This is a genomic window from Variovorax guangxiensis (genome assembly GCF_003952165.1).
Taxonomy (GTDB): domain Bacteria; phylum Pseudomonadota; class Gammaproteobacteria; order Burkholderiales; family Burkholderiaceae_C; genus Variovorax; species Variovorax guangxiensis.
In genome coordinates this window covers 340,352-355,002 of the sequence record NZ_RXFT01000005.1, presented here as the reverse complement: position 1 = coordinate 355,002, position 14,651 = coordinate 340,352, and the positions used below count along the sequence as shown (strand labels likewise).

Sequence of the window (14,651 nt, the reverse complement as noted above, 5' to 3'; positions counted from 1 at the left end):
GCGTATTCCGTGCAGGTTCCGATTTGCTCAGGGACAGGCAAGACTTTCGTATTGCCCTGCAATTTCAGGAATTCCGGGTGACGGAGAATGTCTCATATTTCGATCATTGAAACCGGCCCGGATTGCCGCAAAGATCGGAATAAATCAGAAAAAAGAGTTCATGCCCGGCCGGGCAGGGCCGCACAAAGGTGCGAATCAGGGAGAAATATTGTGCCGAGCGTCGGCGAATTGAATGCGAATGTTTCTGTGCCGCCGGTGCGGCGGGCAGGCCCGTTGCAGGCCCGCGCTCATTCTTCGCGGTCGTCGCCCGGATGGCCGAGCTGCTTCTTGGCGGAGCGCACGCCCCGCACCACCAGATAGAGAGCACCGCCCGCAACCACCACGAAGCCAGCCACCGCGAGGCCGCCCATGCCGAAGGCCCACCACCAGAACAGGCCGCTGATGGGCAGCAGCACCAGCGCCACCAGCAGCTCGATGAAGATCAAACGCATCCGTCTCCCCTTGTTCTCGGACATGCAGGCAGCCTTGGTGGTGTGTAATAAATCGCTACGTGCATTTTGAGTGGCGAGAGGATAGCCCAAGAAGAAAAGCGGGGGTACAGGGTTTGCGGCCCCCGCAACCCCACCCCCGTCTCTTCTTCAGTCTGCGGGCCGAACCTGTGCGCGGCCTGACTCTGGCCGACGGACCGGCTCAGTACTCAGTACAGCCCGAGCTTGCGCGTGCGCAGCCGCGCCAGGCCCAGCAGCGCATCGGTGAAGGGCGTGGCCACCGCCGTCAACTCGCCCAGTTCGCGCACCACCGTGACCAGCGCGTCCAGTTCCACCGAGCGCCCGGCCTCCACGTCCTGCAGCATGGAAGTCTTGAACGCGCCCAGCTTCTTCGTGATCTCGTGCCGGTCTTCGGGGCTCTGCGTGATCTCGATCCCGATGCGCCGGCCGATTTCCTTGGCTTCCAGCATCACCGCCGAGATGAAGCCGCGCACGTAGTCGTCGCCCATGATCAGGTCGGTGGTGCAGCCGGTGAGCGCGCTGATCGGGTTCACCGTCATGTTGCCCCACAGCTTGAACCACACGTCCTTCTGGATCTGCGGCGACAGCGTGGTCTCGATGCCGGTGCTCTTCAGCAGCGCCAGCAGTTTCTGCACGCGCGGCGTGGCCTCGCCCGAAGGCTCGCCGATGATCAGCCCGTTGCCGAAGTGGTGCCGCACCACGCCCGGCCCGTCGAGCGAGCAGCTCGCATGCACCACGCAGCCGATCACGTTGCGCGACGGGATCGCGCGCGCGATGGCCCCGTCGGGGTCCACGGCGGCGAGCCGGTGGCCGGTGATCTCGCCGCCGAAGCCGCCTTCCAGGAACCACCACGGCACGCCGTTCATCGCCACCAGCACGACGGTGTCGGCGCCGATCAGCGGCCCGATGCGCTCGGCCACGCCGGCCAGCGCGGGCGCCTTCACGGCGATGACCACCAGGTCCTGCACGCCGAGCGCCTCGGGGTCGGCCACCGCGTTGACCGGCACGCGCGTGCGCACCTCTCCACCCGCGCTGCCGCGCATCAGCGACAGGCCGTCGCGCTGCAGTGCTTCCAGGGTGGCGCCGCGCGCCACCACGTTCAGCCGTTCGCCCGCCTGCGCGAGGCCGACGCCGATCCATCCGCCGATCGCGCCGGCGCCGTAGATGCAGATCTTCATGAGCTAAGCCGTTCCGGTTCAGTTGCGGTAGGAGGGATCGATGCGGTCCACCTGCCGCACCAGCGCGTTGAACACGTCCTGCCCCGCGCCATGCTCGGGGCTGAACTGCAGCGCGTCGCGCGTGCAGCGCCGGGCGATCTCCTCGCTCACCGGAATGGCCTGGCCCATGGAGAAGGTCGCCATCTGGATCTCGCAGGCGCGCTGCAGCGTCCACAAAATCGCGAAGGTCTGCGGCAGCGTCTGCCCCCAGGCCAGCAGGCCGTGGTTGCGCAGGATCACCGCGTTGCGCTCGCCGATGCTCTTGAGCAGGCGCGGGCCCTCGTCGGCATGGATGGTGATGCCCTCGAAGTCGTGGTACGCCACTCTGTCGTGCAACTGCGCCGTATAGAAATTGGTCTGCTGCAGGCCGCCCTGCAGGCAGGCCACGGCCACGCCGGCCGTGGTGTGCGTGTGCATCACGCAGTGCGCGCCCTCCAGCCCGTCGTGGATCGCGGCATGCACCGTGAAGCCGGCCGGGTTCACCGGGTACGACGAACCGTCGAGCACCTTGCCCTGCAGGTCGATCTTCACCAGGTTGCTGGCCGTGACCTCGCTGTAGTGGAGGCCGAAGGGGTTGATGAGGAACTGCTTCTCGCCGCCAGTCACGCTGTCGGGCAGCCGCACCGTGATGTGGTTGTAGATCATCTCCGTCCAGCCCAGCATCGCGAACACGCGATAGCAGGCCGCGAGCTCCTCGCGCGCGGCGCGCTCGTCGGGGTGGATCGAGGGATGAACCAGCGCCGAGGTCGACGATGGCACTGTGGTGGCGAGTGTGTTCATGGCAGTTCCTTCTAAATGGCTTGCCCATCGCGCCGGCCGGCGGTCTTCGCTGGGAACACCGCGGAACCGGCTTTGCCGGGCCGCTGGTGTTGCCCCTTGAGGGGGATTCGGCTACACGAAGTGAGCAAGAAACGGGGTGGTCTAACCTTCCGCCGTGAAGCCGACTTCCTTGACGATCGGCGCCCACTTGGCGGTGTCCTTCTTCAGCAGTTCCGTCAGCTCGGCCGGCGTGGAAGACATCGCTTCCAGGCCGAAGGTGCCGAGGCCGTCGATCACGTCCTTCTGCGCGAGCGCGTTCTTCATCGCGGTGTTCAGCTTCGCCACCAGCTCGGGCGAGGCCTTGGCCGGCAGGAAGAAGGCGAACCACTCGCTGTGCGCCATGTCCTTCAGGCCCTGTTCGCCGAAGGTGGGCACTTCGGGCGCGAAGCGGCTGCGCTTGGCGCCCGACACGCCCAGGATGCGCACCTTGCCCGTGGGCAGGTGCTGCGTGATGTCGCCGATCGGGCCCGAGACGGCCGAGATGTTGCCGCCCAGCAGGTCGAGCATGGCCGGCTGCGTGCCGCGGTAGGCCGCGTGCTTGAGCTCGACGCCGCCTTTCTTGCCCAGCAGCGCGCCGATGAAGTGGGGCGTGGAGCCGGCGGCCGGCGAGCCGTAGTTGGCGCCCGCCGGGTTGGCCTTCGCCCAGGCCAGGAACTCGGGCACGCTCTTCACGCTGGCCGGCACCGCCGGGCCCACCGCGAAGCCGAAGTCGAAGATGCAGGCCAGGCTCACCGGCGTGATGTCGACCATCGGGTCGTACGGCAGCTTCTTGTAGATGTGGGGGTAGATCGTGAGGATCGAGGTCGGCGTCTGCAGGATGGTGCTGCCGTCGGCCGGCTTGCCCTTCACGTAGCCCACGGCGATCTGGCCGCCGGCGCCGGTGCGGTTCTCCACCACCACCGTCTTCGCGTAGTCGCCGCCGAGCTTGGTCGCCAGGCGCCGGCAGGTGGTGTCGGAGGTGCCGCCGGCCGCGAAGCCGGTGACGATGGTGGCGGTCTCGAGGTTGGTCGTCGCCTGCGCGAAGACGTTCTGGCCGATGCTGGCGATCAGGGCGGATGCGCTGGTGGTCTGCAGGATCTGGCGGCGCGTGAAGCTCATGGTGTCTCTCTCCGGACGGTGGTTGTGGAGGGGTCGATCAAGACTCGTCGCGCAGCCAGGTGACCGCGCCCGAGTGGGTCACGGCGCCCTGGTGGGCAGGGCGCACGGTGAGCGCGTATTTTTCCAGTACACCGCCGCGCGCGACCCCCGCGTTTACCTCACGTTTGGCGAGCCGCGACGCGATTTCCTCGGCCGTCAGGTCGACCGTGATGGCGCGCGCTTCCGCCCGCGCGTCGATGGACACCATGTCGCCGTCGCGCAGCGCCGCGATCGGTCCGCCGTCCGCCGCTTCAGGCCCGGCGTAGCCGATGCAAAGGCCGCGCGTAGCGCCCGAGAAGCGCCCGTCGGTCAAGAGCGCCACCTTGTCGCCCATGCCCTGGCCGTAGAGCAGGGCGGTGATGCCCAGCATCTCGCGCATGCCGGGGCTGCCCTTCGGGCCTTCGTTGCGGATCACGATCACGTCGCCCGCCTCGTAGCGGCGGTTCTGCACGGCGGCCTGCGCCTCTTCCTCGGAATTGAAGACCCGCGCCGGGCCGCGAAACACCAGGCCCTTGAGCCCCGCCGTCTTGAGCAGCGCGCCGTCCGGGCAGAGGTTGCCCTTGAGAACCGCCAGCCCGCCGTCGCGAGTGATCGGGTGGCCGGCTTCGCGCACCACGCGGCCGTCGGGCGCCAGTGCGCCGGCCAGCTCCTCGGCCATGGTGCGTCCGGTGAAGGTGAGCGCGTCGCCGTGCAGGAAGCCCTGCTCCAGCAGCGTGCGCAGGATGACGCCCGCGCCGCCGATATAGAACACGTCGCGCGCCAGGTACCTGCCGCCCGGGCGCAGGTCGGCGACGAGCGGGGTGCGGGCGAAGATCTCCGCCACGTCGTCGAGGTGGAAGCTGATGCCCGCCTCGTGCGCGATGGCCGGCAGGTGCAGCGCCGCGTTGGTCGAGCCGCCCGTGGCCGAGACGATGGCGCAGGCGTTCTCCAGCGCCTTGCGCGTGACGATGTCGCGCGGCAGCGGGCCGTCGCCCATGACCGCCTTCATCAGCGTCTTCGCGGCACGGCGCATCAGCGGCGCACGCTCGCTGAACACGGCCGGCACCATGCTGGAGCCGATGGGCGCCAGGCCCAGCGCCTCGGACACCATGCCCATGGTGTTGGCCGTGAACTGCCCCGCGCACGCGCCTGCCGTCGGCAGGCAGGCGCGGCTCATCGCGTCGAGCTCGTCGTGCGTGGCGGTGCCGGCCAGCACCTTGCCGATGGTCTCGTAGGTGTCGACCACGTTCAGGTCCTGCCCGTCGGGCCCCGGCATCTGGCCTGGCAGCGCCGAGCCGCCGTGCACGAACACGCTGGGCACGTTGCAGCGGACCATGCCCATCATCAGCCCCGGCAGGTTCTTGTCGCAGGCGCCGATGGCGAAGATGCCGTCCCACTGGTGGCCGCGCGTGGAGGCTTCCACGCTGTCGGCGATGAGTTCGCGCGAGATCAGCGAGAAGCGCATGCCCGAGTGCGCCATCGTCAGCCCGTCGCTGATCGACACCACCGGGCACTCGTGCGGCGTGCCGCCGCCGGCGTAGATGCCGGTCTTGGCGTGCTGCGCCTGTTCGCGCAGGTTGAGGTTGCACGGGCTCATCTCGCCGCCGGTGTGGAACACGCCGACGTGCGGGCGCGCGATGTCCTCGTCGTCCTGGCCCAGCGCATGCAGGAAGCTGCGCGTGGTCGCGCGGATCGTGCCCTCGCGGATGGTGGCGGAGCGGAAGCGCTTGCCGTCGTTGCTGCTACTGCTGCTGTCGTTCGTGTCGTCTGGCTTGGTCATCGGGCTGGCGTCGGCTGGCGGGTTGTATTGCGCAAGGGAGGCGGTCAGAACATGCCGTTCCTGTTCGCGGCGGTCTCGGGCACGGGCTGCACCACGTCCCAGTGCTCGACGATCTTCCCGTTCTCCAGCTTGAAGATGTCGACGATGGCGCTGCCGCGCGTGCCCGGCTCGCGGATCGCGTTGACGTGCAGGATCACGTAGTCGCCGTCGACGAAGCTGCGCTTGATCTCGCTGCGCGAATTCGGGAACTTCTCGCGCAGGAAGGCGATGAACTTGCGGAAGCCCTCGGGGCCGTCGGCCGCCGTGGGGTTGTGCTGCACGTAGCGGTTGCCCACGTACTGCAGGGCCGCGTCGGCGTCCTTCTGGTTCAGGCCCTTCTCGTAGAAGGCCAGCACCGCCTGGCGGTTGGCTTCCTGCTGGGCGGTGGCTGCGGGCTTGCCGCCGCCCATGGGCGCGCAGGCGGTGAGGAAGAGGGCGGCCGCCGCGGCCATCGCGGCGAGGGTGGTGCGTTGCATCGCGTGTGCTCCCGAATGAAGAAGATCAATAACCGTTGGGGGAGGCCGCACCGGGCGCGGCCTTGTACTTCGCCAGCAGTTGCTTCGCCGCCGCCGCCAGCACGACGGTGTCCACGCCCACCGCCACGAACAGCGCGCCGGCCGCGAGCCACTTGCGCGCCTGCTCCTCGGTGGTCGAGAGGATGCCCGGCGCCTTGCCCGCCTTGAGGATGCGCGCGATCGCATCGGCGATCACCGCCTGCACCTCCGGGTGGTTGGGCTGGCCCACGAAGCCCATCGAGGCCGACAGGTCGGCCGGGCCGATGAACACGCCGTCCACGCCCGGCGTGGCCGCGATGGCGTCGAGGTTCTTCATCGCCTCCACCGTCTCGGCCTGCACCAGCAGGCAGGTCTGGGCGTTGGCCTCGTGCAGGTAGTTGGGATAGGCCTGCCAGCGCGAGGCACGCGCCAGCGCGCTGCCCATGCCGCGGATGCCCTCGGGCGGGTAGCGCATGCCCTGCACCAGGCGCGCGGCCTGCTCGGCGGTGTCGACCATGGGCACCAGCAGCGTCTGCGCGCCGATGTCCAGGTACTGCTTGATCAGCGTGGTGTCGCCCACCGGGATGCGCACGATGGGGTGCGAGCGTTCGGCCTCGGCCTGCGCCGACCATGCGCTGGAGATGCCCTGCAGCTGCGCGAGCACCGAGCGCACGTCATTGGGCGCGTGCTCGCCGTCGACCAGCAGCCAGTCGTAGCCGGTGCCGGCCAGGATCTCGGCCGCGTAGCCGTCGGCCAGCCCGACCCACAGGCCGATCTGGGGCTTGCTGGCCGCGAGGGCCTGCTTGAATGTGTTGATGGGTGTGTGCATGGTTCTCAAGCGAGTCGGAAGGAGATGGAGCCGAGGGGGCCGTAGTCGGCGTGGAAAGTGTCGCCGGGCACAGCCGTCGTGGGTCGCGTGAACGAGCCGCCCAGCACCACCTCGCCGGCCTCCAGGCACTCGTCCCACGGCGCGAGCTTGTTCGCGAGCCAGGCCACGCCGTTGGCCGGGTGGTTGAGCACGGCGGCGGCCACGCCCGATTCCTCGATCACGCCGTTCTTGAAGAGCAGCGCGCTCACCCAGCGCAGGTCCACCGCGTCGGGCTTCACGGGGCGCCCGCCCATGACGATGCCGGCGTTGGCCGCGTTGTCGGAGATGGTGTCGAACACCTTGCGCGGCGCCTTGGTGCGGCGGTCGAACTGCTCGATGCGCGCGTCGATGATCTCGATTGCGGGCACCACGTAGTCGGTGGCGGCCAGCACGTCGAACATCGTCACGTTCGGGCCCTGCAGCTTCCTGCCCAGCACGAAGGCCAGCTCCACTTCGATGCGCGGCGCGATGAAGCGCTTGAACGGGATGTCGCCGCCCTGCTCGAAGAACATGTCGTCCAGCAGCGTGCCGTAGTCGGGTTCGTCGATCTGGCTGGACTGCTGCATCGCGCGCGAGGTCAGGCCGATCTTGTGGCCCTTCACCGTGCGGCCCTCGGCGATCTTGGTCCTCACCCACTCGCGCGAGATGGCGTAGCCGTCCTCGATCGTCATCTCGGGAAAGCGCTTGGAGAAGTGCTCGACCTGCACGCGCGACTTCTCGCTTTCGTGCAGCTCGGCGGCCAGTTGGGCGATGGTGGCTTGGGAGAGCATGTGGGTCCGTTCTTTTCCTGTCGTTCAGTTCTTGTTGAACAGCGGATGCAGGTTGCTGTGCTTGCCGTCGTACACCTGCCCCGGGCTCTCGTCGATCTGCAGCGTGATGCCGATGTGGCGCCTGTCGAAGATCGGCGCGAAGTGCGCGCGCACGGCCGCCAGCAGGTCGTCGCCGGCCTTCTTCTTCACCGCTTCGGAGCGGCCCGCGGCCATGCGCAGGTTGAGGTACACGAAGGCGTAGTCGGCCTTGCCGTCGGCCACCGCGTAGTGCGCCGCGGGGTAGGCCAGCACGCGCGTGCCGCCGGTGGGGTAGACCGGCTTGCCGGCCTCGTCGCGCTGCTTCAGCATGGTGTCGGCCAGCGTGCGGCACAGGGCCGGCATGTCGGTCTCGGCTTCGATGTTCGGCGTGTAGAGGATCACCAGGTGGGGCATCGTCGCTTCCTTGCGTTCATTCGACCGACATCGTCGCGGCCGTGCAGGTCACCGCGAAGATCGGGATCGCCTTCATGTGGAAGATCTCGCCCTTGCCGCGCGCGGCGGCCGCCACGCTGATGAAGGTGCGGATCTCGAAACCGCCCTGGCCCGCTTCGCGGTAGGTGGCCTCGTCGGCGTAGTCGTCCTGCGAGAGCAGCGCCTCGCGGTCGTTGGCGCACCAGCGGCGCATGAACTCGGCGTCCCATTCGGCGTTGACCTTGCCCGAGTCGGGCGTGGCCGGCCAGTGCGAGATGCCGCCCGTGCCCACCAGCGCGATGCGCTCGGGCACCTTGTCGCAGGCGCGGCGCAGCGCTTCACCGAAGGCCCAGGCGCGGTGCAGCGGCGTGAGCGGCGGACCCTGGCAGTTGATGTTCACGGGAATGACCTTGGTGTCGAACTTCGGCGTGAGGAAGTTCAGCGGCACCATGATGCCGTGGTCGAACTTCCACTCCTCCGCGTAGGCCACGTCCACCGTCTGCATCACCTCGCGGATCAGCCGCTGCGAGAGCGCCGCGTCGCCGGGGATGCGGCGCTTCTCGATGCCCAGCCACTTCGGGTCCTCGATCGGGCCCTCGTAGCTATCGGCCATGCCGATCGCGTAGGCCGGCATGTTGTTCATGAAGAAGTTCGCGAAGTGCTCGGCGGCGATCACGATCACCGCGTCGGGCTTCGTCGCGCGCATCGCCTCGCCGAAGCGATGGAACTGCGCGTGGAACTCGTCCTTCACGGCCGGGTCGGCCAGGTGCGCGCGGCCGGTGATGCCGGGGGCGTGGCTGCACACGCCTGCAAAAACCAGACTCATACGCCCGCCACTTTCTCGTCGGTTCCCGTTGTCATGGCATAGATCCCCGCGCGCACCGGCCCGTACTTTCGCACGCCCTCGCGCATGGCCTCGAGGTAGTCGGCCCATGGAATGCCCAGCAGCGGCGCGAAGTGCATCAGCAGCTGGCCGTTGCAGCCGAGCACGTAGAGCTTGCCGATGTCGCCGGTGTCGATGGCCTCGCGTTCCTCCTCGGTGAAATCGTAGGCGCCCAGCAGCGCCGCGCGCGCCTCGCCGCCTTCGGCATAGCGGCGCTGCACCTCGGGCTCGCGGTTGAGCGCAAAGAGGAATTTCTGCATCGCATAGAGGCTCATGGTTCAGCCCTCGATCTGGATGTTGGCCTTGCGGATCACCTCGGCGTACTTCGCGATCTCGCTCTGGATGAAGGCCGCGAAGCGCTCGGGCGTGCCCGACAGCGACGCGATGCCGCCCTTCTGGAAGGCGTCGGTCACGGCAGGGCCCGCGAGCGCGCGGTTCACCTCGGCGTTCATGCGCGCAACGATGGCTTCGGGCGTGCCGGCGGGCGCCAGCAGGCCGTTCCACGAATTGGACTCGATGGCCACGCCCTGTTCGGCCAGTGTGGGTATGGACGGCGCGTACTGAGAGCGCTGGGCGGTCGCCATGCCCAGCGCCACCAGCTTGCCGCTCTGGATGTGGCCGCGGAACTCTGGCCAGTTGCCGAACATCATCGTCACCTGTCCGCCGAGCAGGTCGGTGAGCGCCGGACCCTGGCCCTTGTACGGTACGTGCACGATGTCCAGGCCCATCTGCAGCCTGAGCATCTCGCCCGAGAGATGGGCCGAGGTGCCGTTGCCGAAGGATGCGAAGCTCAGCGTGCCGGGCTTCGCCTTGGCGGCATTGCGCAGGTCGGCCAGCGTCTTCAGGCCGCTGTTGGGGTGCGTGGCCAGAACGTGCTCCGACATGCCCATGAGTGCGACCGGGCGCAGGTCCTTCTGCGTGTCGTAGGGCAGCTTGCGGATCAGCGTCTGGTTGGCCGTGAAGCTGTTGGCCACGCAGACGAAGGTGTAGCCGTCGGGCGCGGCCTTGGCAGCGGCATCGACGCCGATCACCGTGCCCGCGCCGGGCTTGTTGTCGACGATCACCGGCTGGCCCAGCGTCTTCGACAGCTCCGTGCCGACGAGGCGCGCGACGAAGTCGGTGGTGCCGCCTGGCGTGAAGGGCACGATCACGCGGATCGGCCTGGCGGGCCATGTGCCCTGCGCGCGTGCGAGCGAGGGCAGGGCCGCGAGGGCGGCCGCGCCTTGCAGCAGCGTGCGACGTTGCATGCTCACGCCACGCCCTTGCACGACTGTCGGATCGTGGCTCACGCCACGCCCCAGTGCGGAATGTGGTGCGAGCCCAGCGACACCGCCACGTTCTTCGGCTCGCAGAACACTTCGTAGCTCCAGGTGCCGCCTTCGCGGCCGGTGCCCGAGGCCTTGGTGCCGCCGAAGGGCTGGCGCAGGTCGCGCACGTTCTGGCTGTTGACGAAGCACATGCCGGCCTCCACGGCGGCGGCCACGCGGTGCGCCTTGCCGATGTTCTCGGTCCACACGTAGCTGCTGAGGCCGTACTGGATGTCGTTGGCCAGCTCGATGGCGTGGGCCTCGTCCCTGAACGGAATGAGGCAGGCGACGGGGCCGAAGATCTCGTCCTGCGCGATCTTCATGCGGTTGTCCACGTCGGCGAACACGGTGGGCGCCACGTAGTTGCCCTTCTTCACGCGCTCGGGCAGGTTCGAGGGCGCTTCCAGCCCGCCGCACAGCAGCGTCGCGCCTTCCTTCGGGCCCAGCTCGATGTAGCTGCGCACCTTGGCCTGGTGGGCCTGCGAGATCATCGGGCCGACGATGGTCTTCTCGTCCAGCGGGTCGCCCACGGTGATGCGCCTGGCGCGCTCGGCGAACTTGGCTGCGAAGTCGGCGTAGATCGACTGCTGCACCAGGATGCGCGATCCTGCGGTGCAGCGCTCGCCGTTGTTGCTGAAGATCATGAACACGGCCGCGTCGAGCGCGCGGTCGAGGTCGGCGTCGCCGAAGATGACGAAGGGGCTCTTGCCGCCGAGCTCCATGCTGAACTTCTTCAGGCCCGCGCTCTTCACGATGCGGTTGCCGGTGGCGGTGGAGCCGGTGAACGAAATGGCGCGCACGTCGGGGTGCGCCACCAGCGGCTCGCCGGCTTCCTTGCCGTAGCCGTGCACCAGGTTCAGCACGCCCGGCGGAATGCCGGCTTCCAGCGCCAGTTCGCCCAGGCGCGCGGCTGTCAGCGGCGAGAGCTCGCTCATCTTCAGCACGGCGGTGTTGCCGAAGGCCAGGCAGGGCGCGACCTTCCAGGTGGCCGTCATGAAGGGCACGTTCCACGGGCTGATGAGCGCGCAGACGCCCACCGGGTGGAACAGCGTGTAGTTCAGGTGGGTGGGCGTGGGGTAGGTGTGGCCGTCGACGCGCGTGCACATCTCGGCGAAGTAGTAGAAGTTGTCGGCCGCGCGCGGCACCAATTGCTTGCCGGTCTGGGCGATGACCTGGCCGCAGTCGTTGGTCTCGGTCTGCGCGATCTCGGGCACGTTCTTCGCGATCAGGTCGCCGAGCTTGCGGATGAGCTTGGCGCGCTCGGGCGCGGGCATGCCGGCCCACTTGGGAAATGCTTCCTTGGCGGCAGCCACGGCGGCGTTGACTTCGGCCTCGCCGCCCGAGGCGACTTCGGCCAGCACTTCCTGCGTGGCGGGGTTGACGGTCTCGAAGTAGTCCGAGCCCTTGACGGACTTGCCGTCGATGAGATGGTCGATCTGTTGCATGGGAAAGGGTCCAAAAAGGGTCCGGATCTGTCAGTCCAGCTTGATGTCGCGCGACTTGATGAGGGCATGCCACTTCTTGCGCTCCGAATCGGCGTAGCGCGTCATTTCGGTAGCGTCGGCGGGGCGTGCTTCCCAGCCGGCGTCGTAGAGCTTCTGCTTCACGCCGGCATCGGCCATGGCCTTCTGCAGCTCGCTGCCCAGCTTCGCCTGTACTTCCTTCGGCGTGGCCGCGGGCGTCACGAGGCCCTGCCATGTGTAGGCCTCGACGTTGGCGAAGCCGAGCTCCTTGGCCGTGGGAACGTTGGGCAGCTGCGGCACGCGCTCGCCCGACATGGCCAGCAGCGGAATCACCTTGCCGGCCTTGACGGCGCTCACGCCACTGGGCAGGTCGAGCATCATCAGCGCGACCTGGCCGCCCATCAGGTCCTGCAGCGCGGGGGCGCCGCCCTTGTAGGGCACGTGCAGCATCGACACGCCGGCCTCGCGCTGGAACAGTTCGTAGGCGAGGTGGTGCGGGCTGCCGGTGCCCGGCGTCGCGATGCTGTACTTGCCGGGCGATGCCTTCAGCGCGGCCAGCAGCGCCTTCGCGTCGGCGATGCCGGCATTGGGCGCCGCGGTGATGATGAGCGGCGAGCGCCCCATCATGCCGACGAGGGCGAAGTCTTTCTCGGCGTCGTAGGGCAGCTTCCTGTAGAGCGCGGGGTTGTAGACCAGCACGCCGTTGTCGGCGGAGAACACGGTGTAGCCGTCGCCCGGCGAACGCGCCACGTTCTCCGACGCGATGATCGCGCCCGCGCCGGGGCGGTTGTCCACCAGCACCGGCTGGCCCATCTGCTGCGAGACCTGCGCGCCCACGGTGCGCGCGAGGAAGTCGGTACCGCCGCCGGCCGGGTAGCCGACCACCCAGCGCACGGGCTTGGCGGGGTAGGCGTTCTGCGCGAGGGCTGCGGCCGAGACGGCCAGCGCCAGGGCGGCCGCGGTGGACTGGAGGAGCTTTCTGCCGGTGATCATGTCGTGTTGTCTCCGCTGATCTGGTTTTGGATATGGCAAGGAAAAGATGCGCTGCGACGGCGCACCGGCTCAGGCCGCCGCGATGGTGTTGACCAGCGCGCCGATGCCTTCGATCTCGGTGACGACCACGTCGCCCGGCTTGCAGTCGACCACGCCGTCGGGCGTGCCGGTGAGGATCAGGTCGCCCGGCGAGAGCGTCATGAAGCGGCTGAAGTACTCGATGAGGAAGGGCGCGTCGAAGATCATGTCGCGCGTGTTGCCTTCCTGCGTGACGGTGCCGTTCACCGTGGTGCGCAGCGCGAGCGCCATCGGGTCGGCGATGTCGGCGGCGTCCACGAACCACGGGCCCAGCGGCGTGCAGGTGTCGCGGTTCTTCACGCGCAGGTTGGGGCGGTACCAGTTCTCCAGGTAGTCGCGGATGGCGTAGTCGTTGGCCACGGTGTAGCCGCCGATGAAGTCGTAGGCGTCGTCGCGCTTCACGTTCCTCGCGGTCTTGCCGACCACGATGGCGAGCTCGCATTCGTAGTGCATGAACTGCACGCCGGCCGGGCGCCGCGTGTGCTGGCGATGGCCGATGAGCGCGCTCTGGCCCTTGACGAACACCAGCGGCTCCTCGGGCGCCTTGAATTCGAGTTCCTTGGCGTGGTCGGCGTAGTTGAGGCCCAGCGCGAGGATGGTGCGCGGGCGCGCAGTCGGTGCAAGCGGCGGCAGCCACACGAGCTGCTCCTGCGGCACGACGCGGCCGTCGTCCAGCTGCACGGCCGCGTCGGGCCGGCCGTCGAATTCGTGGCTGGTGCCGGTGTACTCGCGGCCTTCGAAGATGACGCGTGCGTGCTTCATGCCGTGGCCTCCTTCACCAGCGTATTGCTCAGGGTCTCGAAACCCGGCGCGGAGATGTCGATGCGGTCGCCCGCGCGGGCCAGCGGACGGCCGGCGCCGCAGCCGAGCATCAGCACGTCGCCGTGCGCGAGCGTCATGAACTCGCCGACGTCGGCGAGCAGCTGCTGCGCCGGTCGCACCAGCTGCGAGAAGTCGAGCGACTGCTTCAGTTCGCCGTTGATGCGCACCTCGGCGCGGAAATTCGCGGGGTCGGCCACTTCCTGCGCGTCGCGCAGCACGGGACCGATGCCGAGGAAGCCGTCGACGCACTTGAACTTGACCGGCGGGCGGAAGAAGCTCGCGTGGGGAATCGACAGGTCGTTCATCAGCACGAAGCCTTCGACGTCGCCCTCGGCGCCGATCACCATGCCGATGCTCGCGCCGACTTCGACCTCGGGTACGCCGGCCGGCACCGTGATGGCGCTGCCGTGCGGGCTCCAGGTGTTGGCCGTCTTCACGTAGAGCACGGGCGCCTTCGGCGGTGCCTTGTAGGGCGGCTGCGTCATCTGCGGCGCGAGCGCCTCCACCTCCGCGCGGAAGTTGAGCAGGGTGCCGTACACCGTGCCTGTGGGCAGGAAATGGGGAGTGCTGCTCATGGCGAGGGTTGCTCCAGTGCGATGAGTTCGTCGAGCAGCCCGTAGAGCTGCGCGAGCTTGGCCTTGCCGAGGGACTGTTCCATCCAGTCGTAGTGGGCCTCGATGCTGCTGCCCAGCCGCTTCACCAGCTTCATGCCGTGCGGCGTGGCCTCGACCACGGTGCGGCGCTGGTCGGCCGGATCGCGCGAACGGGTGATGAGGTTGTCGCGCTCCATGCGCGCGAGCACGCCGGTGAGGCTGGGCCCGAGGATGAAGGCCTCGCGCGCCACGCGGCCGGTGTCGACCGCGCCGTGCTCGCCCAGCACGCGCAGCACGCGCCATTGCTGGTCGGACAGCGCATGCTCCCGCAGGCTGGGCCGCGTGTGGGCCATCACGGCCTCGCGTGCCTGCAGCAGCAGGCGCGGCAGGTTGCGATGAGTGAATGTGGTGCTCAAGGCTTGTCTCTTCCGAAATTACTTAACATGTTAA

17 protein-coding genes are annotated in these 14,651 nt (G+C 68.4%); all 17 read right to left on the bottom strand.

Annotation, left to right across the window (positions count from 1 at the left end; genetic code table 11):
• Positions 1–287 precede the first annotated feature (287 nt).
• The 17 genes from EJP67_RS14710 to hpaR all read right to left on the bottom strand — a co-directional run bounded on the left by EJP67_RS14710 (position 288) and on the right by hpaR (position 14,617).
• Positions 288–491 (bottom strand): hypothetical protein, encoded by a 204-nt coding sequence (locus EJP67_RS14710; RefSeq protein WP_026346788.1) that lies wholly within the window; start codon positions 489–491, stop codon positions 288–290.
• 206 nt (positions 492–697) lie between these two features.
• On the bottom strand, positions 698–1,687 hold the full coding sequence (locus tag EJP67_RS14705; RefSeq protein WP_126022448.1) for a 2-dehydropantoate 2-reductase: 990 nt from the start codon (positions 1,685–1,687) through the stop codon (positions 698–700).
• An 18-nt stretch (positions 1,688–1,705) separates the two neighbouring features.
• Entirely contained in the window at positions 1,706–2,506 is an 801-nt protein-coding gene (locus EJP67_RS14700; RefSeq protein ID WP_126022447.1) for a class II aldolase/adducin family protein, read from the bottom strand.
• Positions 2,507–2,647: 141 nt separating this feature from the next.
• Positions 2,648–3,643 (bottom strand): Bug family tripartite tricarboxylate transporter substrate binding protein, encoded by a 996-nt coding sequence (locus tag EJP67_RS14695; protein ID WP_126022446.1) that lies wholly within the window; start codon positions 3,641–3,643, stop codon positions 2,648–2,650.
• A gap of 37 nt (positions 3,644–3,680) precedes the next feature.
• Complete coding sequence (ilvD, locus tag EJP67_RS14690; protein ID WP_126022445.1) at positions 3,681–5,441, bottom strand: dihydroxy-acid dehydratase; 1,761 nt, start codon at positions 5,439–5,441, stop codon at positions 3,681–3,683.
• Between the two features lie 44 nt (positions 5,442–5,485).
• Positions 5,486–5,956 carry a nuclear transport factor 2 family protein gene (locus EJP67_RS14685; protein ID WP_126022444.1) on the bottom strand — a complete coding sequence of 157 codons (471 nt, stop codon included), beginning with the start codon at positions 5,954–5,956 and terminating at the stop codon, positions 5,486–5,488.
• Between the two features lie 25 nt (positions 5,957–5,981).
• The gene (hpaI, locus tag EJP67_RS14680; RefSeq protein ID WP_126022443.1) at positions 5,982–6,803 is read right to left on the bottom strand and encodes a 4-hydroxy-2-oxoheptanedioate aldolase; all 822 of its coding nucleotides are present in this window, start codon (positions 6,801–6,803) and stop codon (positions 5,982–5,984) included.
• 5 nt (positions 6,804–6,808) lie between these two features.
• Positions 6,809–7,612: a 2-oxo-hept-4-ene-1,7-dioate hydratase gene (hpaH, locus tag EJP67_RS14675; RefSeq protein WP_126022442.1), complete on the bottom strand. Its 804-nt coding sequence runs from the start codon at positions 7,610–7,612 to the stop codon at positions 6,809–6,811.
• 24 nt (positions 7,613–7,636) lie between these two features.
• Complete coding sequence (locus tag EJP67_RS14670) at positions 7,637–8,044, bottom strand: 5-carboxymethyl-2-hydroxymuconate Delta-isomerase (RefSeq protein WP_126022441.1); 408 nt, start codon at positions 8,042–8,044, stop codon at positions 7,637–7,639.
• Between the two features lie 16 nt (positions 8,045–8,060).
• Positions 8,061–8,888 (bottom strand): DODA-type extradiol aromatic ring-opening family dioxygenase, encoded by an 828-nt coding sequence (locus tag EJP67_RS14665; protein ID WP_126022440.1) that lies wholly within the window; start codon positions 8,886–8,888, stop codon positions 8,061–8,063.
• Positions 8,885–9,220 (bottom strand): aromatic ring-opening dioxygenase subunit LigA, encoded by a 336-nt coding sequence (locus tag EJP67_RS14660; RefSeq protein ID WP_126022439.1) that lies wholly within the window; start codon positions 9,218–9,220, stop codon positions 8,885–8,887. The genes EJP67_RS14665 and EJP67_RS14660 overlap by 4 nt, the downstream gene beginning before the upstream one ends.
• 3 nt (positions 9,221–9,223) lie before the next feature.
• Positions 9,224–10,192 carry a tripartite tricarboxylate transporter substrate binding protein gene (locus EJP67_RS14655; protein WP_126022438.1) on the bottom strand — a complete coding sequence of 323 codons (969 nt, stop codon included), beginning with the start codon at positions 10,190–10,192 and terminating at the stop codon, positions 9,224–9,226.
• A 38-nt stretch (positions 10,193–10,230) separates the two neighbouring features.
• On the bottom strand, positions 10,231–11,697 hold the full coding sequence (gene hpaE / locus EJP67_RS14650) for a 5-carboxymethyl-2-hydroxymuconate semialdehyde dehydrogenase (RefSeq protein WP_126022437.1): 1,467 nt from the start codon (positions 11,695–11,697) through the stop codon (positions 10,231–10,233).
• Between the two features lie 30 nt (positions 11,698–11,727).
• A complete protein-coding gene (locus EJP67_RS14645) occupies positions 11,728–12,708 on the bottom strand; it encodes a Bug family tripartite tricarboxylate transporter substrate binding protein (RefSeq protein ID WP_126022436.1) in 981 nt (326 codons plus the stop codon).
• A 69-nt stretch (positions 12,709–12,777) separates the two neighbouring features.
• Positions 12,778–13,548 (bottom strand): fumarylacetoacetate hydrolase family protein, encoded by a 771-nt coding sequence (locus EJP67_RS14640; RefSeq protein ID WP_126022435.1) that lies wholly within the window; start codon positions 13,546–13,548, stop codon positions 12,778–12,780.
• Positions 13,545–14,183 carry a fumarylacetoacetate hydrolase family protein gene (locus tag EJP67_RS14635; RefSeq protein ID WP_126022434.1) on the bottom strand — a complete coding sequence of 213 codons (639 nt, stop codon included), beginning with the start codon at positions 14,181–14,183 and terminating at the stop codon, positions 13,545–13,547. Before EJP67_RS14635 ends, EJP67_RS14640 begins: the two co-directional genes overlap by 4 nt.
• A complete protein-coding gene (hpaR, locus tag EJP67_RS14630) occupies positions 14,180–14,617 on the bottom strand; it encodes a homoprotocatechuate degradation operon regulator HpaR (RefSeq protein ID WP_126022433.1) in 438 nt (145 codons plus the stop codon). The genes EJP67_RS14635 and hpaR overlap by 4 nt, the downstream gene beginning before the upstream one ends.
• Positions 14,618–14,651: the final 34 nt, after the last annotated feature.